Genomic DNA, 20,414 nt, shown 5'->3' with positions numbered 1-20,414 from the left:
GAGTCTAATGTTCCGCCTTTGCGGCCGACGCCCGGGCGGTGCGTGATACGTCACGCGATCGGCTGTACCCATGATCGGGCCGTCCTACGAGTCGTACGAGTCCCACGACATGACTGTGCCCGGCACCGCCACGGGTGCCGGGCACAGATTCGCGAGGCCGTGCTAGGCGCGGCCGGCCGCCTTCTGGCTCCTGCGGGACACGGAGTCGATGACCACGGCGCCCAGCAGGACCGCGCCGGTGATCATGTACTGGATGGACGTGTTCATGTTGAGCAGGTCCAGGCCGGTCTGGATCGACTGGATGACCAGCATGCCCAGCAGGGCGGACCAGACCGAGCCCCGGCCGCCGAACAGCGACGTACCGCCGATGACCGCCGCGGCGATGGCGAGCATCAGGGTGTTGCCGCCACCGGCGCTCAGCGTCGCGCTCGCGGTCTGGCCGGCGAAGAACATACCGCCGATCGCCGCGAAGCCACCGGAGATGGCGAACACGGTGATGCGGATCAGCGGCACGTTGATACCGGCACGGCGGGCCGCCTCGATGCCACCGCCGACCGCGAACACCTTGCGGCCGTACGTCGTACGACGCAGCACGAAGTCCACGACCACCAGTGCCGCCAGGAAGATCACCAGCGCATTGGAGACACCGGCCGCGTTGTTCAGCACGGCCGCGGCGACGAAGGACGCGATCGCCAGCGCGCCGACGCGCACCAGGATCTCGGCGGTCGGCCGGAACGGCACACCCGCGGCCTTGCGGCGGCGCTGCTCGCTGAAGTTGCCGACGAGCATCAGCACCACGCCGAGGCCGGCCAGCAGGTAGGCGCCGATGATGGCCTGGTCCATGAAGAACGAGCTCTGGCCGAGCAGGTGGACCGGACCGGAGTCGGACGGGATGTTGATGGTGCCGCTGGAGCCCAGCAGCCACAGCATCAGGCCGTTCCAGCCGAGGAAGCCGGCCAGGGTGACCACGAAGGCGGGTACGCCGATCTTCGCGAAGAACCAGCCCTGCAGCGCGCCGATACCGATACCGGTGAGGACCGCCAGGACCAGCGACAGCCACGGGTTCATGCCGTGTGACACCACGAACACCGCGAACAGGGTGGAGCCCAGACCGCTGACCGAACCGACCGACAGGTCGATCTCGCCGAGCAGCAGGACGAACACCAGGCCGATGGCGAGCATGCCGGTGGCCGACATGTAGTAGCTGATGTTCGAGACGTTGTCGGCGCTGAGGAAGCGGTCGTTCTGCAGCTGGAAGATCGTCCAGATGACGATCAGGCCGACCACCACCGGCAGCGAGCCCAGCTCACCGCCCTTGACCTTGCGCGTGAACTCCGTCCAGTAGCCCTTGAAGCCCTCTTCGCGGACCAGCAGACGGGGGTCCACCGTGGCGATCGACGCGGCCGTGGGGTCGTCGGTGGCCGCGGCCACCGTCCGCGCCTCGGCGTCCGCCTTGGAAACCTTCGATGTGTCGCTCACTGTGCCGCCTCCGTGCTGCGACGCCCCGCACGACGGGTCACGGCGTTGTCCGTGGCGCCGGTGATCGCGGAGATGATCTCTTCCTGACTGGTGTTCTTCACCGAGAAGGAACCGTTGTTCCTGCCCAGCCGCAGCACGGCGACGGTGTCGGCGACGGCCTTCACGTCGGCCATGTTGTGGCTGATGAGGATGACGGCGAGGTTCTGCTCGCGCAGCCGCTCGACGAGGTCGAGGACCTGCGCGGTCTGCTCGACGCCGAGTGCCGCGGTGGGCTCGTCGAGGATGACGACCTTGGGGTCGCCGATCAGGGCGCGCGCGATGGCGACGACCTGACGCTGACCGCCGGAGAGGCTGGCGATCGGGATGCGCACGCTCGGGATGCGGATGGAGAGCGTGCTCAGCAGTTCGCGCGCCTTCTTCTCCATCGTGACCTCGTCGATGACGCCGCGGTGCAGCAGCTCGCGTCCGAGGTAGAGGTTGCCGACCACGTCGAGGTTGTCGCAGAGCGCGAGGTCCTGGTAGACCGTCGCGACACCGAGTCCCTGTGCGTCGTGCGGCCGGGTGATGCTGACCGGCTTGCCGTCCCACTCGATGACGCCCTCATCGATGGGATGCACACCGGCGATCGTCTTGACCAGCGTGGACTTTCCGGCGCCGTTGTCGCCGACCAGGGCGACCACTTCTCCGGCGTGGACCTCCAGTTCGACCTCGGTGAGTGCCTGCACCGCACCGAATCGCTTGGAGACTCCGCGCAACGCCAACACAGGCGTAGCGGACACGTGAACCATCTCCTTCGCCGCCTGACCGGCGGGGTACCGCGCTTGGGGTAGGGCGCGGAGGGATGTGCTGTGAGCACTGTCGTATAGGACGAAATTGCACGTCGCCGGTGCCTCTTGGCAACGGGTGTGTGCGCGGTGTTTCTGTCCGGCGCCCGCCCCGCAGCGGGGTTGGTAGGCGCGGCGAGCGCCGGACAGGCTCTGTGCCCGCCGCCGTCGGGGCGTGTCCGCGAGGGACCCCGCCCCGGGGCGCGGGCGCCTCTTACTGCAGGCCGGCCTTCTTGCACGCGGCGGCGTAGGTCGGGGTGCAGATCTGGGCGACGGTGTAGAGACCGTCCTTGACGACCGTGTCCTTGATGTTCTTCACGGTCACCGAGACCGGCACCAGCAGCTTGGCCTGGACCTTGTCACCGGAGCCGCTGGTGACCGTGGTGTCGGCCAGGGACTTGATGTCCTTGCCCTGGAGCAGGTCGACCGCGAGCTCGGCGGCGTTGTCGGCCTCGGGCTTGTAGGCCTTGTAGACCGTGGCGGACTGGCTGCCGGCGACGATCCGCTGGATGGCGGCGAGCTCGGCGTCCTGACCCGTCAGCGGGATGCCGCTGATGCCGGCGCCCTTGAGGGTGTTGGAGATACCACCGGCCATGCCGTCGTTGGCGGCGTAGACACCGGCGATCTTCTTGGCGCCGAGCTGGGTGATGGCCGCGGACATCTTCTGCGCGGCGACCGTGTCCTTCCACAGGCCCGACTGCTCGTAGGCGATCTTGACCTTGCCGTCGAGGATCTTGTGCGCGCCCTGCTTGAACTGGGCGGCGTTCGGGTCGGCGTCGTCACCGTTGATCATGACGACGTTCGAGCTGGTGGTCGCCTTGGAGCCGAGCGCGTCGAGCAGCGCCTGGCCCTGGAGCTCGCCGACCTTGACGTTGTCGAAGGAGACGTACGCGGAGACCGGGCCCTGGGCCAGACGGTCGTACGCGACGACCTTGACGCCCTTGTCCACCGCGGACTGGATGGAGGACTTGATGGCGGCGGCGTCCTGGGCGGAAACCACGATGACCTTGACGCCCTTGGTGACCATGCTGCTCATCTGCTGAGCCTGCTTGGCCGGGTCGGCGTTGGCGTTGGCATAGGAGACGGTGCAGTCGCTGCACAGCTCCTTGACCTTTGCCTGGAAGTACGGCTTGTCGAACTTCTCGTACCGCGTGGTGACGCTGTCGGGCAGGAGCAGGCCGATCGACTTGCTGCCGCTGCCGGAGCTGGCGCTGGAACCGCTGTCCTTCTTGTCTCCGGCCTTGCCACAGGCGGCGGCCGAGACAGCGAGCGCCGAGACCACGACGGTCACGGCTGCGCGGCGCATGAGCGTGTTCACTTGAGAAACCTCCCTGACGAGGCCGCGACGGTGCGGCCGAGGTGGCTGGAAGTCAACTCGGCCACACGTGCGACGTCAAGAAGTAAATCCTTAACGAGATGGCAACGGTGCCATCCGTTCTCTAAGTGAAGGCAGGTGTCGCCGAAGCGAGTGTGCCGTCCAAAAGGGTCGAATCGCCCATCTCGCTGAGTGCGAGAGCAAGCGCTCCAAGCACCTCCGCACGGCCCCCAAGTGCCCCCGGGAGAACGGAGAGATGACGCGCCGCGCTGGGGATCGCGTAGCGGCCGACAGACTCCCTTATCGGCCCGAGCACCAGCTCACCGGCCTCGGCGAGATCACCGCCCAGGACCACCCTGCTCGGGTTCAACAAATTGCAGAGATTGGCGACTCCACTGCCGATATGTCGGCCGACGTCGGCGATCACCCGACGACAACCCGGGTCTCCGTCCCTGGCCAGCCGCACGACGCCTTCCATCGTCAGGTCGGTCCCGTGACTGGACTGGAGGAGCGGCAGCACATAGCGCGCGGCCGCGAAGGTCTCCAGGCAGCCCCGATTTCCACAGCGGCAGACAGGGCCGGACTCGTCAAGAGTAATATGACCGATTTCTCCCGCTGTACCACCCGGGCCGCGGTAGATCTTTCCGTCGATCACGAGGCCGGCACCGACACCGCTCGCGACCTTGATGTAGGCGAGGTCGCGGACGCCCCTGCCGCTGCCCCAGACCAGCTCACCGAGGGCGCCCAGGTTGGCGTCGTTGTCCACGTGCACGGGCACGCCGAGCCGATCGCGCAGTTCCTCGGCCGGCTTCGTGCCGGTCCAGCCCGGCAGGATGGCGGTCGAACCGAGGCTGCCGGACTCCACGTCGATCGGGCCGGGCACGCCGACACCCACACCGGCGACCTTGGACCGGTCGACGCCCGTTGCTGCAATCAGGCGATTGACCAGCTCTTCCGCCCGGTCGAAGCCCTGCGTCGAGGAGGCGTCGACGTCCAGCGGCTCGGACTCCTCGGCCAGCACCTGGTGGGCGAGGTTGCCGACCGCCACGCGCAGATGCGTATGCCCGAAGTCCACGCCGATGACAATGCCGGCGTCCCCGCTCAGGGAGACGCTGCGGGCCCTGCGTCCACCCGCCGAAGTGGGCGTGACCTCGACTGTTCCGCCGTCCTTGAGCTCGCGGACGATGTTGGAGACGGTCGCGGCGGACAGCCCTGTGGTCCTGGCGATCTCCGCCTGCGTGAGCGACCCGGCCAGCCGTACGGCCCGTACGACCCGTTCGAGGTTGGCTCGGTGCAGTGACGACTGCGACCCCGGAGTCTCCACGACGACCTCCTGCGCGCGGGACCGCTTTCGATGGGGCCCCCTCTATGTCCAACTAGTGAACTCTAAGCTGAGCCGTTCGGGTCACCTCCCGTCAAGAGGTTGAACCGTATCGAGGTCTCTGTACACATACGTGAGCGCCGCCCCCGGGAACCGGGGGCGGCGCGGCCACAAGCGGCCCGGCTGCTACTTGAGCGCCCCCGCGGTCAGCCCCTGCACCACCTGGCGCTGGAAGACGATGTACGCCACCAGCACCGGCAGCATCGCCATCACCAGGCCTGCGAAGAGGCCGGACCAGTCGCCCTTGTAGCCCTGGCTGGCCGCGAGCTGCACCAGCCCCTGGGTCAGCACCCGCTTGTCCGGGTCGGTGTTGAGCACCGTCGGCAGCATGTACTGGTTCCACTGGCCGAGGAAGTTGAAGATCCCCACGCTGATCAGGCCGGGCTTGGCCATCGGCAGCATGATCTGGAAGAACGTCCGGCTGTGCGAGGCCCCGTCGACGAAGGCCGCCTCCGCCACCGAGGTCGGCAGGGTGCGGAAGAACGCGGTCAGGAAGAAGACCGTGAAGGGCAGCGAGTAGGCGATGTAGACGAGGATCAGACCGTGGATGGTGTTCAGGAGGCCCATGTTGTTCACGACGTAGAACAGCGGGACCAGCGCCAGCATGATCGGGAAGCTCATGCCGCCGATGAACAGGTAGTAGATGAAGCGGTTGCCCGGGAAGTCGAACCTGGCGAGCACGTACGCCGCCATCGAGCCCAGCACCAGGGTGCCGATGAGCGAGCCCGCCACCACCAGGATGGTGTTGAGGAAGTAGTCGCTCATGTTGGCGTCGGTCCAGGCCCGCGCCCAGTTGTCGAAGTGCAGCTTGTCGGGCAGCGACCAGGGCGAGCTGAAGATGGAGTTGTCGTCCTTGAAGGACGTCATCACGGCCCACAGCAGCGGCATGACGACCATGAACGCCCAGAGGATGAGCATCCCGTGGGAGAAGACGTTGAGGACGTTGCCCTCCTTCTTCTCCTTCGCGGAGGTGGTGGCCGCCGTCTCGGCCTTGCTGACACCGGCGCCGGACTCGGCCGGTACGGGGGCGGAGGTCTCGGTCGTCTTCATCGGGGTTCCTCCGTGGACACCTTGGCCTTCAGGCCGTTGGGAAACGGGCTCCTGCGGAGCGGAGCGGGAGCAGCCGGATCACCGCCAGGACGAGCCGACGTCCTCCGACCCCATGCGACAACCGCGGCACGACCCACGACCGGGACGTGAACGCGGCGAACAACCTCCTGGCCGCCGGACTGGCGGCGTCGGCCTGTGGAGCCGGTGTAAGACCTCAACGGAGCACTCCGGGCGGGCAATCGGCGACGTAGCAGGAAACCCCACGGCGTGAGCCGTAGGAATCCCCTCCTTCACAGGAGGGGGAGGAAGGCAACTGGTCAGTACTCCAGCCGCTCGCGCCGACCCAGCCGCATCACGAGGGCCGCGAAGGCCAGCGTGACGACGAGCAGGGCGACGCCGATGGTGGTGGCGTAGGCGGCCTGACCGTCACGGAACGCCTTCTGGTACACGTACAGGACCATGACGGTGGTCGAGTAGTCGGGACCGCCCGGCCCGGTCGTCATGATCTGTACGACCGCGAACGACTCGGCGCCCAGCGCGAGGATGCCCATGTAGACCCAGCCGGACTGCACGGTGTCCCACAGCAGCGGCAGGGTGATCCGGAAGAACGTGCTGACGCGGTTCGCGCCGTCCAGCAGCGCGGCCTCGTACAGGTCCGCCGGGATGGAGGCCATACCGGCGGAGAAGAGGACCACGAAGAAGCCGACGGTGGACCAGACGAGCACGGCCATCACGCACCACAGGGCAAGGCTCGGATCACCCAGCCAGAGCGGCTGGATGCTGTCGAGCCCGATCCCGCGCAGCAGGGAGTTGATCGCGCCGCTGTCCGGGTTGTACGCGAAGGCGAACAACAGGGCGACGATCGCGATCGAGAGCACCTGCGGGAAGAAATAGACGATCTTGTAGAAGGAAGAGCCCCGGACTCCGGAGATCACCGGGCCGCCCTTCCTTCTCCGTCCGCCCACATTGATCATGAAAGCGAAGAACAAGGCCAGGCTGATCGTCACCACCGGCAGCACCAACGCGAACAGCAGACTGTGCTGCAACGACTTCCAGAAGATGTCGTCGTCGAGCATCCGTCTGTAGTTGTCGAAGCCGACCATCTTGAATTCGGGACTCAGGCCGGTCCAGTCCGTGAACGAGTAGTAGATGGACTGGACGAACGGCCAGACGACGAAAAGCGCGTACAACCCCAGGGGTGCCGCAAGGAACCCCACGATGAACCGGTACTTGCCGTGCTGCATTACTACCTACCGTTCCTGGGCAGTGAGCGGGAGTGAGCCCGTGCACTGGCACGCCCCGAGCGGTCTTGGGCGCACTGGTCGTCCGCTTTCACTTCCGGGCGGCGACACGGATCGTGTCCGTGGTCCGATCCCGGAAGGACGGAGTCCCTCACGACCTAGCCATGTGGATGCGGCCAGAGGCGACGGGGAGGCCCTGAACCATCTCGCTGGTGGCAAAGGGGCCCCGCACGCTGGCACCGCACCCGGCGTCCCAGATCGCACAGCGACCCTAGCCCGCCCCGCCCAGGCCACCACAAGCCCGCGAGCCGACCATCACGCGATCGAGTTAAAACATCCTCATACACGCTCCCCACTGAGCAATTGCCAACCCCCCGGATCTCTGGGCGGTTAGTGCCGCTGGTGACGGACCTCACTGGTGCTTGTAGTGCTTGATCGACGTGTCCTTGGCGGCCGCGTCGGCGAAGCCCTGGATCTTCTTGATGGTCTCGGCCGGAGTCGCCCGCCCGGCCATCATCTCGCCGAGGCCCGCGACACCGATCTGCTCCTTCTGCAACTGCACGTACCAGTCCTGCAGCCGCGGATTCAGCACGTTCTGGCCGGCGAGCTTGAGCGCCGCGACACCGGAGGTGAGGCCCGGGGTCAGGGAGATCCCGGAGGTGCCGCCGTTGTACGCCGTCAGCGACTTCACCTTGCTGGTGAAGTTCTTCGAGGACGCCTCGCTGAGCATGATGCGCAGCTGCTCCATGCCGCCCTCGGGGTTCTTCGCCTTGGCCGGCACGATGAACGGCTCACCGCCGGACGCCCAGATCGTGCCGAAGGGCAGCTTGTCGGAGCTGTCGATGCCGGTGGGCGCGGAGACGGCGAGGTTGAAGTCCTTGGGGATGACGTTCGCCGACTCGTTCTCCACCCAGGAGCCGTTCGGGATGAACAGCGCCTTGCCCTTGGCCCACGCGGTCTGCGACTGGATGTGGTCCAGGCCGGGGGTGCCCTTGAGGATGTAGCCCTTCTTGTACAGCTCGTAGTAGGCGTCGAAACACGCCTTGACGGCCGGGTGCTTCCAGGCGTTCGGCTCAAGGTTGTCGATGGCGTCGAGGACCTCGCGGCCGCCGACCTTGCCGATCATGGGGTAGAGCGAGAAGGGGATGTAGTACGGGTACTTGCCCGCGTACGTCCAGCCCGCCATGCCCTTCTTCTTGGCCTTCTCGCACACGGCGAGCATCTCGTCCCAGGTCTTGGGATACTCCGCGTCGAGCGAGTCCAGGGCCTTCTGCGAGTACCAGACGCCGTACACCGTGTAGGCGTAGTACATGATCCAGACCGGGTCGCCGTCGAACTGGCCCATCTCCACGATGCCGGGGCGCAGCGTGTCGCGGACCTTCTTGTTCGGGTCGTCGAAGGACGGGGCGTCCAGCAGCGGGGTGAGGTCGGCGAGCTGCTTCTTGCCGACCAGGACGCCCATGTCCATCTGCTCGGCGCCGGAGTTGTCGATCAGGTCCGGCGGGGTGCCCTGGTTGAAGCGGGGCTGCAGGGTGGACTGGATCTTCTGGGTCGCGGAGAACTTCACCTTCACCTTCGGGAAGTTCTTCTCGTAGATCTTCACGGCGTCCTGGGCGTACTCCTTGCCGAAGCCGCCGTCGAAGAGGACGAACTCCATGCCGGCGGTGTCGTTGACGCCCAGCGGGTTCTTGGCGGTCTTCTTGCCCGCCTTGGCCTTGTCGCCGCCGTCGCCGCCGCCGCTGCTGGCACACGCCGACAGGAAGCTCATCGTGGGTACGGAGATCAGTCCGAGCGCGGCCGACCGCTTGATCAGATCGCGGCGGCCGACACCTCGTGCGCCGTTGTTTTCCGCGCCGGTGTTCTCGGCGGAAGTGGATCCCATGCTCAAGTCCTCGCCTTCTCCAGGACTCAGGCGGTGAACCGGATCCTCCCCGGCACCGCGGTCAGGTCAAGCAGGGTCGTGCAGGAAGTGCGGATCGTGAAGAACGGATCGGGTGAATCGCCGACAGGTATAGTCCACTTCCCGCCAACGGAGCAAGATCGAATGCAAGGTTGGCCAATGGTCTTATCCGAGTTGAGACCTCCAGGAAATATGAGGCGCCTGTGGCCACCTTGCCGGAAAAATCCGCGACATAGGCCCCGAATGCCACAGGCAACACCCTTGACACCATTGGCCACTTGGCCCGCTACTGGTCTCTGCGCGTCGAAGTTGACAACGTTGTCCGAATGAGCGCAGGGAGGGTGCTGGCGTATGCGGCACAGAGCTCGGCACAGATGGGGGCACAGCTGGGGTCCGGCGGTCGTGTTCGCGGCCGCCTTTGCCCTGGCGATCGGATCGCAGGGGGCGGCTACCGCGCTGCCGGCGAAGGCGAAGGCCGCCGAGAAGGGGTTCGCGTCCTCGTTCGAGGCGGGTGACCCGGCGCCGGACTGGCTGAACACGGTCGACACGGCGCCGGACGGAGGCAAGCGTGCCTCCGGCGTAGACGGCGGCTACAGCAGCGGCATCCCGGGCAACGTCACCGACCAGGTGACGGGCGTGCGGGCCAGTGCCGAGAACACGGGCGGCGGCGAGGTGAAGGAGAACCTCGTCGACGGCGAGTCCGGCACCAAGTGGCTGACGTTCGCGCCCACCGGCTGGGCCGAGTTCGACCTGGACAAGCCGGTCAGGCTCGTGACGTACGCGCTCACCTCGGCGAACGACGCCGCCGAGCGCGACCCGAAGGACTGGACCCTGCAGGGCTCCACCGACGGCAAGGACTGGAAGACCCTCGACAGCCGCTCCGGCGAGTCCTTCTCCGAGCGCTTCCGGACGAAGTCCTACGACCTGGCCGAGCCCGCCGAGTACCAGCACTTCCGGCTCGACATCACGAAGAACAACGGCGCCGACGACATCCTGCAACTCGCCGACGTGCAGTTCTCCACGGGCGGCAGCGGCGGCCCGGTGCCGCAGGACATGCTCTCGCTGGTCGACCGCGGCCCGAGCGGGTCGCCCACCGCGAAGGCGGGCGCCGGATTCACCGGAAAGAGAGCCCTGCGCTACGCCGGTCGGCACACCGCCGACGGGCGGGCGTACTCGTACAACAAGATCTTCGACGTGAACGTGGCCGTCGGCCGGGACACCCGGCTGTCGTACCGGATCTTCCCGTCCATGGCGGACGGCGACCGGGACTACGACGCCACGAACGTCTCCGTCGACCTGGCCTTCACGGACGGCACCTACCTGAGCGGCCTGGGCGCGAGTGACGAGCACGGCTTCGGGCTCTCGCCGCAGGCGCAGGGCGCGGCCAAGACCCTCTACGTCAACCAGTGGAACAACGTCGCCTCACGGATCGGGTCCGTCGCGGCCGGCAGGACCGTCGACCGGATCCTGGTGGCGTACGACTCCCTCAGGGGCCCGGCGGAGTTCCGCGGCTGGCTGGACGACGTCTCGATCAGGAGCGTGGCGCCCGGAAAGCCGAGAGCCCATCTGTCCGACCACGCCCTCACCACCCGCGGCACCAACTCCAGCGGCGGCTTCTCGCGCGGCAACAACTTCCCCGCGACCGCCGTGCCGCACGGCTTCAACTTCTGGACGCCGGTGACCAACGCCTCCTCGCTGAGCTGGCTGTACGACTACGCACGCGCGAACAACGACGACAACCTGCCGACGATCCAGGCCTTCAGCGCGAGCCACGAGCCGAGCCCCTGGATGGGCGACCGGCAGACCTTCCAGGTGATGCCGTCCGCCGCGTCCGGCACCCCGGACACCGGCCGTCAGGCGCGGGAGCTGGCCTTCCGGCACGAGAACGAGACCGCGCGGCCGTACTACTACGGGGTGCGCTTCGAGAACGGTCTCAAGGCCGAGATGGCCCCGACCGACCACGCGGCGGCACTCCGCTTCACCTACCCGGGCGACGACGCGAGTGTCGTCTTCGACAACGTGACGGAGCAGGCGGGGCTCACCCTCGACAAGGACAACGGGGTCGTCACCGGCTACTCGGACGTGAAGTCCGGGCTGTCGACGGGCGCGACCCGGCTGTTCGTGTACGGCGTGTTCGACAGGAAGGTGACGGACGGGTCGTCCAGCGGGGTCAAGGGGTATCTGCGCTTCGACTCGGGCGACGACCACACCGTCACCCTCCGCCTGGCCACCTCGCTCATCAGCGTCGACCAGGCCAGGGACAACCTCCGCCGGGAGATCCCGGACGGCACGTCCTTCGACACCGTCAGGCATCGCGCCCAGCGGATCTGGGACCGGCTGCTCGGCAAGGTCGAGGTCGAGGGCGCCACGCCGGACCAGCTGACGACGCTGTACTCCAGCATGTACCGGCTGTACCTGTACCCCAACTCCGGCTTCGAGAAGGTCGGTTCGAAGGACCAGTACGCCTCGCCGTTCTCCCCGATGCCGGGTCCTGACACCCCGACCCACACCGGCGCGAAGATCGTGGACGGCAAGGTGTACGTCAACAACGGCTTCTGGGACACCTATCGGACCACCTGGCCCGCGTACTCCTTCCTGACGCCCTCTCAGGCGGGCGAGATGGTCGACGGGTTCGTGCAGCAGTACAAGGACGGCGGCTGGACCTCGCGCTGGTCCTCCCCCGGCTACGCGGACCTGATGACCGGCACCTCCTCGGACGTGGCCTTCGCGGACGCGTACGTCAAGGGCGTGAACTTCGACGCGAAGGCGGCGTACGACGCGGCGCTGAAGAACGCCACGGTCGTGCCCCCGGAGTCGGGCGTGGGCCGCAAGGGCATGGCGACCTCGCCCTTCCTCGGCTACACGAGCACGGACACGGGCGAGGGCCTGTCATGGGCGATGGAGGGCTACGTCAACGACTACGGCATCGCACGGATGGGCCGGGCCCTCTACAAGAGGACGGGCGAGCGGCACTACAAGGAGGAGTCGGAGTACTTCCTCAACCGGGCCCAGGACTATGTGAACCTCTTCGACTCCAAGGCGGGCTTCTTCCAGGGCAAGGACGCGGGGGGCGACTGGCGCGTGGACTCCGCCCAGTACGACCCGCGCGTCTGGGGCTACGACTACACGGAGACCGACGGCTGGGGCTACGCCTTCACCGCCCCGCAGGACAGCCGGGGCCTGGCCAACCTGTACGGAGGCCGCAAGGGGCTCGCGGACAAGCTCGACGAGTACTTCGCCACCCCGGAGACGGCGTCCCCGGACTTCGTCGGCTCCTACGGCGGTGTCATCCACGAGATGACCGAGGCGCGGGACGTCCGGATGGGCCAGTACGGGCACTCCAACCAGGTCGCCCACCACGTCACCTACATGTACGACGCGGCGGGCGAGCCGTACAAGGCGCAGAAGAACGTCCGTGAGGTGCTCTCCCGCCTGTACACCGGCAGCGAGATCGGGCAGGGCTACCACGGCGACGAGGACAACGGCGAGCAGTCGGCCTGGTACCTGTTCTCCTCGCTCGGCTTCTATCCGCTGGTGATGGGCAGCGGCGAGTACGCGATCGGCTCCCCGCTGTTCAAGAAGGCGACGGTGCATCTGGAGAACGGCGAGGACCTGGTCGTCAAGGCACCGAGGAACAGCGCGAGGAACGTGTACGTGCGTGGTCTGCGGGTCAACGGCCGTACGTGGACGTCGACTTCCCTTCCGCACTCGCTGCTGTCGCAGGGCGGGGTCCTTGAGTTCGACATGGGATCGAAGCCCTCGTCCTGGGGCACCGGCAGGAACGCGGCGCCGGTGTCGATCACCCAGGACGACAGGGTGCCGACGCCGCGAACGGACGTGCTGAAGGGTGACGGGCCGCTGTTCGACAACACCTCGGCGACGGAAGCGACCGTGACCTCCGTGGACCTGCCGGTCGCCGGGCCGGTCAAAGGGCTCCAGTACACGGTGACTTCGGCCGCCGACCGTACGAAGGCGCCGACGGGATGGACGCTCCAGGGCTCGGACGGCGACGGCACCACCTGGCAGACCCTCGACGAGCGGTCCGGCGAGTCCTTCCCATGGGACCGGCAGACGCGCGCGTTCACCGTGGGGTCCCCGGGTACGTACGGGAAGTACCGTCTGGTCCTCGACGGCGAGGCGGTGGTGTCGGAGGTCGAACTGCTCGCCTGAGCAGTCGAGTTGGGGGTCTGATGTCGTTTCCCGTGCCCGTCCTGCCCAAGGGCGTCGATCCGGCCTGGCTGCCGGACGAGGCGTTCCGGCCGATCGGCACCCGGCGGACGCTCATCCGCGGATCGGGTCCGCTGGTGGACACGGTGCACGGGGAAGCGGCAAGGGCCTGTGAACGGTTCGGGGGCCGCGTCGAGCGTGACGCGGCCGCCGGGCCGTTCGACCTCGTACTGGAGCTGACCGGCGAGGACTTCTCGGAGGCTTTCACCCACGAGCGCGGTGACGGCCGTGCGAGGGTCACCGCGTCCGGCGGCCGGGGGCTGCTGTACGGCCTGTTCCATGTCGTACGGCTCGGCGAGGACGCGTTCCGCGGTGGGAGGCGGCGCGAGACCCACCGCCCGGCTCTGCCGGTGCGGATGCTGGACCACTGGGACAACGTGGCCGTGCACCCGGTCATGGGCCAGGTCGAGCGCGGCTATGCCGGCGGGTCGCTGTTCTGGGCGGACGGGCGCGCCCGCGGGGACCTGGACCGGGTGTCGGCCTACGGCAGGCTGCTGGCGGCCTGCGGGATCAACGCCGTGGCCGTGAACAACGTCAACGTGCACGAGACCGAAGCGCATCTGCTGACCGACCGGATCGACGAAATCACCGTCCTGGCAGGGGTGTTGAGGCCGTACGGTATCCGCACCCACCTGTCGGTCACCTTCGCCGCGCCGGTGGTGCTCGGCGGGCTGGAAACGGCCGACCCGCTCGACGAAGGCGTACGGGAGTGGTGGGCCGAGGCGACCGCGCGGGTGTACGAGGCGATCCCCGACTTCGGCGGATACGTCGTGAAGGCGGACTCGGAGGCGCAGCCCGGGCCCTTCGCGTACGGCCGCAGTCACGCGGACGGCGCGAACATGCTGGCCGCCGCGCTCGCCCCGCACGGCGGCACCGTGCACTGGCGGGCGTTCGTCTACGACCACTGCCAGGACTGGCGGGACCGCAGGACGGACCGGGCGCGTGCCGCCTACGACCATTTCGTGCCGCTGGACGGGGAGCTCGCCCCGAACGCGGTGCTCCAGGTGAAGCACGGGCCGATGGACTTCCAGGTACGGGAGCCGGTGTCGCCGCTGATCAGTGCTATGTCACATACCGCTCTCGCGGTGGAGCTGCAGGCCACGCAGGAGGTGCGCGTAGTCGCTGACCGGGAGGATCGCGCCGGAGGAGACGAAGGCGACCTCGGAGGGGTGGTAGGTCTTGGGGATCAGGAAGGGGGCGTCGCCCGCGCCGATGAGGACGCTGCGCTTCTTCTCGTAGTCGGCGAGGGGCACGTCGAGCGGCTTGATGGTGATGCCGGTGCGCTTGGTGACCTCCTTCCAGAACAGCCAGCTGCTCTTGAGCGGGTAGACCGGGTTGTCGTTGTGCAGCATCGAGAAGGACAACGGCTTGGCGGCCTTGAACCGCCGGCCGGCGCGGAAGTCCTTCATAGCGCCGTTCTGCTTCTTCGACAGGTCCTTGGAGTCCCCTCCCCCGTCGCCGCTGCCACAGCCGGTGAGGGTGGCGAGACCGACGAAACCGGCGGCGGCGAGGATCTGACGCCGTGACAGCTCTCCTGCGTTCTGCACGGGAACTCCCTTGTTACATAAGTGAGTTGAGGTGAGTTGAAATGAGTTGCGGGATCAGCCCTTGACCGCGCCGAGCATCACGCCCGAGACGAAGTAGCGCTGGACGAAGGGGTACACGCAGACGATCGGCAGCGCGGTGAGGACGATGCCCACCGCCTGGATGGTGGCTCCGACCTGGCTGAGCTGCTCGGTGGTGGCGCCGGCGTTGCTGCCGGTGGTGGCGCCCGCGATGAGGTTGCGCAGATAGACGGTGACCGGCATCAGGTCCGAGCTGTCCATGTAGAGGAAGGCGCTGAACCAGGAGTTCCAGAAGGACACCGAGTAGAAGAGCACCATCGTCGCGACGACCGCCTTCGACAGCGGCAGCACGATCCTGAGCAGAATGCCGTAGGTGCTCAGGCCGTCGATCTGCGCGGCCTCCTCCAGTTCGGTCGGCATACTCTCGAAGAAGGCCTTCATCACCAGGAGGTTGAACACGCTGATGGCGTTCGGGAGCGCGATCGCCCACACGCTGTTCTTCAGGCCGAGGCTGGTGACCAGGACGTAGTTCGGGATCAGGCCGCCGGTGAAGAACATGGTGAACACGGCGGCGCCGATGAGCGCGGTGCGCCCCTTGAGGTGCTTCTTCGACAGGACGTAGGCGTAACACGTCGTCAGGACCATGGCCACGGCGGTGGACACGGCGGTGTAGAACACGGTGTTGCCGTAGTTCCGCCAGAACATCGAGTCGTGGAAGAGGATCCTGTACGTGGTGAGGTTGAAGCCCTTGGGCCACAGCGTGACGTCGCCGGCCCGGACCTGTCGCTCCCCGCTGAAGGACCTCGCGAGGATGTTGACGAAGGGGTAGAGGGTCACGACCACGACGAGGGTGAGGACGACGCCGTTGACGCCCTGGAAGACCCGGTACTGACGGCTCGGTCTCACCACAGGCTGGTCCCCACTGTCCGGCGCGAGAGCTGGTTGGCGGAGGTGATGAGGACCAGGCCGATGACCGCCTCGAACAGACCGATGGCGGCGGCGTAGCTGAAGCTGCTGGACTCGACGCCGGCCCGGTAGACGTACGTCGAGATCACGTCGGCGCTCGGATAGGTCAACGGGTTGTACAGCAGCAGGACCTTCTCGAAGCCGACCGCCATGAACGTGCCGACGTTGAGGATCAGCAGCGTGATCATGGTGGGGCGGATACCGGGCAGCGTGACGTGCCAGGTCTGCCGCCAGCGGCTCGCGCCGTCGATGCGGGCGGCCTCGTACAGGTCCTCGTCGATGGTGGTGAGCGCGGCGAGGTAGAGGATCGTGCCCCAGCCGGCGGTCTGCCAGATCTCGGAGCCGACGTAGATGGTGCGGAACCACGCCGGTTCCTGGATGAAGCGGATCGGATCGTGGCCGAACCAGCCCAGGATGTGGTTGACCGGGCCGTCCGTGGCGAGCATCTGCGTCGTGATACCCGCGACGATCACGATCGACAGGAAGTGCGGCAGATACGACACCGACTGCACGAACCGTTTCAGGGAGTGCCGCCGCACCTCGTTGAGCAGCAGCGCCAGCACGATCGGGATCGGGAAGCAGAAGACCAGCGTGAGCCCGCCGAGCCACAACGTGTTGCGGAACACCTGCCAGAAGGTCGGGTCGGTGAGGAACATGCGCACATAGCGCAGCCCCACCCACTCCTCGCCGAAGATCGAGCCGCCCGGCTCGAACCGGCGGAAGGCGATCACGTTGCCGATCATCGGCAGATAGCGGAAGACCAGGAAGAACAGCAGCGGCAGCACGGCCAGCGAGTACAGCTGCCAGTCGCGACGCAGCGCCCGCCGCCGGCCGGTGCGCGCAGGCGACCGCCCGCGGCGGGGTGGGACCTTCGCCGGCGGTGGCTCCTGTGTACCGGGCGGTGGAGTCGATGTGGCGGGGGTGCTCATACGGTGACCCTCCCCTTGGAACCGAAAGTTTCGGAGTCGAACCGGCAACTTTGCGGCGAGGTTAGGGGCGGGTGTAATGGCTGTCAATGGGACTGACGGGGAAGGCCTGTTGAGGAGGTTGCCACTGGAAGGAGCCAGGGGGACCGAAACATTCTGCCCTGTAGGCGCAACAATCGGAGGCCACGTTGCCCGCGTTCGACCTGCCGCTCAGAGACCTGGAGAGCCACCGCCCGGAACTCCAGGAGCCCGCCGACTTCGACGAGTTCTGGCGCGACACCCTCAAGGAGGCAGGCCAGTGGGACCCGTTGATGTCCGTACGTCCGGTGGAGACCGGGCTACGGCTCACCGAGACCTGGGACGTGACCTTCCGGGGGTTCGCGGGGGATCCGGTGCGCGCCTGGTTCAGCCGCCCGGCAGGAACCTCCGAACCGTTCCTAAACAGTGTTCAGGAGTGACATTTGCTGCCAGCTCCTGGAACTGCGCGGATCCCGAACGGTGTTGGATGCGCTGGTCTCCCGCGTTCGCTGTGTCCCCGTCCGGCTGCGTGCATCGTGTGCACGCTCCGTGACGGGTGGGCGGGTTCCCTCATGCCCTCGTGCGCCTGGTCCGGCCTGGGCGGTCCGATGCCCCACAGCATCGCTCTGGTGCTGCGGGGGCGGTGCCGTCCGTCGCCGGATCGGGTGCCCGAGGGCGCGTCGCCCGATCGCGACGCTCGCGGCGTCGTGCCGGGACATCTTGCGAGTCTTGCCGGCCAGGGGCTTACGCCAATGCTGGTCGCCCCACATCGACGTGTACGCCGGGTCGACCGCGACGATCGACAGGCCGTGCTCGGCGGCCATGGACACCAGACGGGCCTTGAGCTTGCCTGTCGGGATGCCGGAGATGAGCTGCCGGAACCGCTTCTTGCGGCCGTGCTTCTCGCGGGTCTTCTCGGCGGTGAAGTCCAGGTTCTCGATACCGATCGCCTTGACGCCGCACCGGTTGGCCCAGTGCAGCAGCCGGCTGATGGCGTGCCGGATCTGCGCGTCGCGGTGGTCGGCGGTGCCGGACAGGTCGTAGAAGAACCGCTTCGGGTCGCCGACCGGGTTGCCGTTGCGGTCGAGCCGGTAGGCGGCGAAGTGGTCAGCGTTCGTATCGACGCCGACCATGCCCTGGGCGCGGGCTGTCTCCAACGGGACCGTCTTCACCACGGGCTTCGTCCACGAGGCGGTGATGTACCAGCGCCCGCGCTCCACATCGAGGTGGATGCGGTAGGCGACAGCACGGTTGGCTTCGACGCGGTCGCGCCACTGCGCGCCCCGGTGCTGGAACTGGACCCTGCAGGAGAGGACGTACCGGCCGAACTTGCCGTTGGCCAGATGGGCCAGTGGTGCGGGCAGCTTGATGGAGACCTCGCCATCGGGGGTGACGCGGATCGTCTCGTTCCCGTACCGCTTGCCGGACTCGCCGTCAGCAGCGAGGAACCAGCGTTCGGCTTCCCAGCGCCGGCGCCACTGGGCCTCGCTGAGCTGCGCATCCTGGAGGTTGTTGCGGTTGCCCAGCAGGCGCCGGCCGCCGCGCACGACGTGCACGACACCGGCCTCACGCTCCACGCGGGCGACATCGAGGCGGTGTTCCAGGGTCGCCAGACGGCGGGACTTGTGGCACCACTCGCCCCGACTGCGGTATCCGCCGGGTGCCCGCTTGGTGCCTTTCTCCCCGATCGGCTGCGCCAGTCGGTGCATCAGCGTCCGCACACCGGCCTCAAGCCCTTGGATGTGGGCGAGCTGACAGCGGCGGGACAGCGCCCACTGATCGTGAGTGGCCTTCGTGATCGAACCGGCCCACCGGGACGAGGAGCCGGCCGTCAGGCCCTGCTTGCGGGCGGCCCACGTGTCGCTGTCGTGGTCCAGGCCGTCGGCGCAGCGGTTCTTGAGGTCCAGCGAGGCGAGGCGTCCGAGGTGTTCACCGACCAGCCGCAACACCTTGTCGTCCACGTCGGTGAGGTGCTTGAGGCGGTCGCGTATCGCCACCCCGGACGGCCCGGGCGCGACGAACGGTGCGTCGATGGTGCGGAGCTGCTTCTTCTTCTTCTTCGGCTCACTCATCGCCGGCCGCCGCTTCGAGAGCCTTCCTCGCCCGGTTCTTCGCCGACCGACGGCCGTACAGGCGGGCGCAGAACGACGTCAGTACCTCCACCATGTCCCGGACCAGGTCGTCTTCGTCGTCTTCGACTTCGCCGTCATCGAGGACGACCAGTCGGCGGCCGGTCGCGGACAGGGCGGCCTCGATCAGCTCCACGTTCATCCGCCCGAGGCGGTCCTTGTGCTCGACCACGACCGTGGTCACCGCCGGATCGGCCAGCAGCCGCTTCACCTTCGCGCGGCAGCCGTTCACACCCGAGGCGATCTCGGACTCGATCCGCACAACCTTCTGTCCCGCCTCCGCCGCCCATGCCGACAGGCGAGCGGTCTGCCGCTCCAGGTCCGGCTTCCGATCGTGCGAGGAGACGCGGGCATACAGACCTACACCACCGGTCACCGAGGGTGAGGCGTTCGCTTCGATGTTCACCAGGATCGTGCGCGGCCCCACCCGGCGCGCGGGCACCGGCAAGGCGCCCTCACGAAACCAGCGATACGCCGTATGCGGGTTCACCCCCTGCGCCCGCGCCCACTCCGTCAGGTTCATATGCTGATAACGCCACCACTCCCTCATGGTTACGCACACTCAACAACCTTCCGCGGCCAGCAGTTGGCCACCCCTCCCCGCGGTCGTCGAGTTCGCGGGGTACGGCCGCGGCCGGGGTCTCCCGCATGAGCGGCTGACCTGGGTGAACGCCGGATACGCGCATCTGCTCATGGACAACCGCGGCCAGGGCGACCAGTACGGCTGCGGTGGCGACACCCTCGACCCGCAGTCCTGTGCCACGGCGGGCGGCCCGGGCCCGGCGGTACGCGGCCTGCTCGCCCCGCGGGACCACCACCACCGCCGACTGATCACGGACGCGGTCCGCGCGGTGGCCGCGATACGCGCGCTCCCGGGTGTGGACGCGGCTCGGACCGCCGCCGTCGGCAACAGCCAGGGCGGCGGGCTCGCCCTCGCCGTCGCGGGACTGGTCCCGGATCTGGCGGCGGTGCTGGTCACCGCCCCCTTCCTGTGCGGCATCCGGCGCGCGCTGGACCTCACCGACGCGAGTCCCTACGGGGAGATCGCGGCCTACCTCGCCGTCCACCGGGGCGCCGAGGCGGCCGCGTACCGCACGCTCTCCTACCTGGAGGGGATCTCCTTCGCCCGGCGCGCCCACGCCCCGGCCCACTTCGGGGTCGGCCTGCGCGACACCGTATGCCCGCCGAGCGGTGCGTACGCCGCCTTCAACCGCTACGCGGAGCGGACGGACGCCGACCCGCGCAGGGAGATCCACTCCTATCCGTACAACGGCCACGAGGGCGGCGACGCGGTGCACGTACGCCGCCAACTCACCTGGTTGCATGAGGTGTTGGACGCCTAGTTCCCATGGTCGGCCGGCCTTGAAGGCGAGCACGTGCAGGTCCGTGTTCG

Annotated in this window: 13 protein-coding genes and 4 pseudogenes; 5 read left to right on the top strand and 12 right to left on the bottom strand. The window is 67.7% G+C overall.

What is annotated here, in order from left to right:
- Positions 1-162: 162 nt before the first annotated feature.
- From ACYUED_RS33675 to ACYUED_RS33655, 5 genes are all read right to left on the bottom strand, one after another.
- Positions 163-1,479 carry a sugar ABC transporter permease gene (locus ACYUED_RS33675; RefSeq protein WP_491288332.1) on the bottom strand — a complete coding sequence of 439 codons (1,317 nt, stop codon included), beginning with the start codon at positions 1,477-1,479 and terminating at the stop codon, positions 163-165.
- Positions 1,476-2,267, bottom strand: coding sequence for an ATP-binding cassette domain-containing protein (locus ACYUED_RS33670; protein ID WP_491288331.1), 792 nt, complete (start codon positions 2,265-2,267; stop codon positions 1,476-1,478). Before ACYUED_RS33670 ends, ACYUED_RS33675 begins: the two co-directional genes overlap by 4 nt.
- A gap of 250 nt (positions 2,268-2,517) precedes the next feature.
- Positions 2,518-3,609 carry a sugar ABC transporter substrate-binding protein gene (locus tag ACYUED_RS33665; protein ID WP_491294546.1) on the bottom strand — a complete coding sequence of 364 codons (1,092 nt, stop codon included), beginning with the start codon at positions 3,607-3,609 and terminating at the stop codon, positions 2,518-2,520.
- Between the two features lie 133 nt (positions 3,610-3,742).
- On the bottom strand, positions 3,743-4,942 hold the full coding sequence (locus ACYUED_RS33660) for an ROK family transcriptional regulator (RefSeq protein ID WP_491288328.1): 1,200 nt from the start codon (positions 4,940-4,942) through the stop codon (positions 3,743-3,745).
- Between the two features lie 183 nt (positions 4,943-5,125).
- The gene (locus tag ACYUED_RS33655; protein WP_491288326.1) at positions 5,126-6,049 is read right to left on the bottom strand and encodes a carbohydrate ABC transporter permease; all 924 of its coding nucleotides are present in this window, start codon (positions 6,047-6,049) and stop codon (positions 5,126-5,128) included.
- A 125-nt stretch (positions 6,050-6,174) separates the two neighbouring features.
- On the opposite strand from ACYUED_RS33655, the pseudogene ACYUED_RS33650 reads away from it, so the two are divergent.
- Positions 6,175-6,300: pseudogene (locus tag ACYUED_RS33650) on the top strand (RNA-guided endonuclease TnpB family protein); the annotation flags it as partial.
- 66 nt (positions 6,301-6,366) lie between these two features.
- On the opposite strand, the gene ACYUED_RS33645 reads toward ACYUED_RS33650, so the two are convergent.
- Together ACYUED_RS33645 and ngcE are read right to left on the bottom strand one after the other, a co-directional pair.
- Positions 6,367-7,293: a carbohydrate ABC transporter permease gene (locus tag ACYUED_RS33645; RefSeq protein ID WP_491288324.1), complete on the bottom strand. Its 927-nt coding sequence runs from the start codon at positions 7,291-7,293 to the stop codon at positions 6,367-6,369.
- A 409-nt stretch (positions 7,294-7,702) separates the two neighbouring features.
- Positions 7,703-9,172 carry an N-acetylglucosamine/diacetylchitobiose ABC transporter substrate-binding protein gene (gene ngcE / locus ACYUED_RS33640; protein WP_491288322.1) on the bottom strand — a complete coding sequence of 490 codons (1,470 nt, stop codon included), beginning with the start codon at positions 9,170-9,172 and terminating at the stop codon, positions 7,703-7,705.
- 369 nt (positions 9,173-9,541) lie between these two features.
- Between ngcE and ACYUED_RS33635 the strand changes: the two genes are divergently transcribed.
- Positions 9,542-13,360 carry a GH92 family glycosyl hydrolase gene (locus tag ACYUED_RS33635; RefSeq protein ID WP_491288320.1) on the top strand — a complete coding sequence of 1,273 codons (3,819 nt, stop codon included), beginning with the start codon at positions 9,542-9,544 and terminating at the stop codon, positions 13,358-13,360.
- A gap of 20 nt (positions 13,361-13,380) precedes the next feature.
- Positions 13,381-14,526 (top strand): annotated as a pseudogene (locus tag ACYUED_RS33630) (alpha-glucuronidase); the annotation flags it as partial.
- Here ACYUED_RS33630 and ACYUED_RS33625 read toward each other — a convergent pair.
- The 3 genes and pseudogenes from ACYUED_RS33625 to ACYUED_RS33615 form a co-directional block, all read right to left on the bottom strand.
- A pseudogene (locus ACYUED_RS33625) lies at positions 14,509-14,964 on the bottom strand (extracellular solute-binding protein); the annotation flags it as partial. The pseudogenes ACYUED_RS33630 and ACYUED_RS33625 sit on opposite strands and share 18 nt — an antisense overlap.
- Positions 14,965-15,018: 54 nt before the next feature.
- On the bottom strand, positions 15,019-15,891 hold the full coding sequence (locus tag ACYUED_RS33620) for a carbohydrate ABC transporter permease (RefSeq protein ID WP_491288317.1): 873 nt from the start codon (positions 15,889-15,891) through the stop codon (positions 15,019-15,021).
- Positions 15,885-16,877, bottom strand: a complete 993-nt coding sequence (locus tag ACYUED_RS33615) for an ABC transporter permease (RefSeq protein WP_491288315.1) — start codon at positions 16,875-16,877, stop codon at positions 15,885-15,887. The genes ACYUED_RS33620 and ACYUED_RS33615 overlap by 7 nt, the downstream gene beginning before the upstream one ends.
- Positions 16,878-17,062: 185 nt before the next feature.
- Between ACYUED_RS33615 and ACYUED_RS33610 the strand changes: the two are divergent.
- Positions 17,063-17,308, top strand: a pseudogene (locus ACYUED_RS33610) (acetylxylan esterase); the annotation flags it as partial.
- Between the two features lie 3 nt (positions 17,309-17,311).
- Here ACYUED_RS33610 and ACYUED_RS33605 read toward each other — a convergent pair.
- A complete protein-coding gene (locus tag ACYUED_RS33605) occupies positions 17,312-18,964 on the bottom strand; it encodes a nuclease/transposase family protein (protein WP_491288313.1) in 1,653 nt (550 codons plus the stop codon).
- A complete protein-coding gene (locus tag ACYUED_RS33600; RefSeq protein WP_491284886.1) occupies positions 18,957-19,544 on the bottom strand; it encodes an IS607 family transposase in 588 nt (195 codons plus the stop codon). The genes ACYUED_RS33605 and ACYUED_RS33600 overlap by 8 nt, the downstream gene beginning before the upstream one ends.
- A gap of 25 nt (positions 19,545-19,569) precedes the next feature.
- On the opposite strand from ACYUED_RS33600, the gene ACYUED_RS33595 reads away from it, so the two are divergent.
- Positions 19,570-20,364: an acetylxylan esterase gene (locus ACYUED_RS33595; protein ID WP_491288311.1), complete on the top strand. Its 795-nt coding sequence runs from the start codon at positions 19,570-19,572 to the stop codon at positions 20,362-20,364.
- Positions 20,365-20,414: the final 50 nt, after the last annotated feature.

The sequence above is a fragment of the Streptomyces sp. DF42 genome (assembly GCF_058267695.1).
Note: the sequence above shows the minus strand (reverse complement) of the source record. Positions and strands in the feature narration are given on the sequence as shown.

Coding starts and splice junctions, on each gene's coding strand:
- ngcE (WP_491288322.1), bottom strand. CDS start 9,172: ATGGGATCCACTTCCGCCGAGAACACCGGCGCGGAAAACAACGGCGCA.
- ACYUED_RS33615 (WP_491288315.1), bottom strand. CDS start 16,877: ATGAGCACCCCCGCCACATCGACTCCACCGCCCGGTACACAGGAGCCA.
- ACYUED_RS33600 (WP_491284886.1), bottom strand. CDS start 19,544: ATGAACCTGACGGAGTGGGCGCGGGCGCAGGGGGTGAACCCGCATACG.
- ACYUED_RS33670 (WP_491288331.1), bottom strand. CDS start 2,267: ATGGTTCACGTGTCCGCTACGCCTGTGTTGGCGTTGCGCGGAGTCTCC.
- ACYUED_RS33605 (WP_491288313.1), bottom strand. CDS start 18,964: ATGAGTGAGCCGAAGAAGAAGAAGAAGCAGCTCCGCACCATCGACGCA.
- ACYUED_RS33595 (WP_491288311.1), top strand. CDS start 19,570: ATGGTTACGCACACTCAACAACCTTCCGCGGCCAGCAGTTGGCCACCC.
- ACYUED_RS33645 (WP_491288324.1), bottom strand. CDS start 7,293: ATGCAGCACGGCAAGTACCGGTTCATCGTGGGGTTCCTTGCGGCACCC.
- ACYUED_RS33655 (WP_491288326.1), bottom strand. CDS start 6,049: ATGAAGACGACCGAGACCTCCGCCCCCGTACCGGCCGAGTCCGGCGCC.
- ACYUED_RS33635 (WP_491288320.1), top strand. CDS start 9,542: ATGCGGCACAGAGCTCGGCACAGATGGGGGCACAGCTGGGGTCCGGCG.
- ACYUED_RS33665 (WP_491294546.1), bottom strand. CDS start 3,609: ATGCGCCGCGCAGCCGTGACCGTCGTGGTCTCGGCGCTCGCTGTCTCG.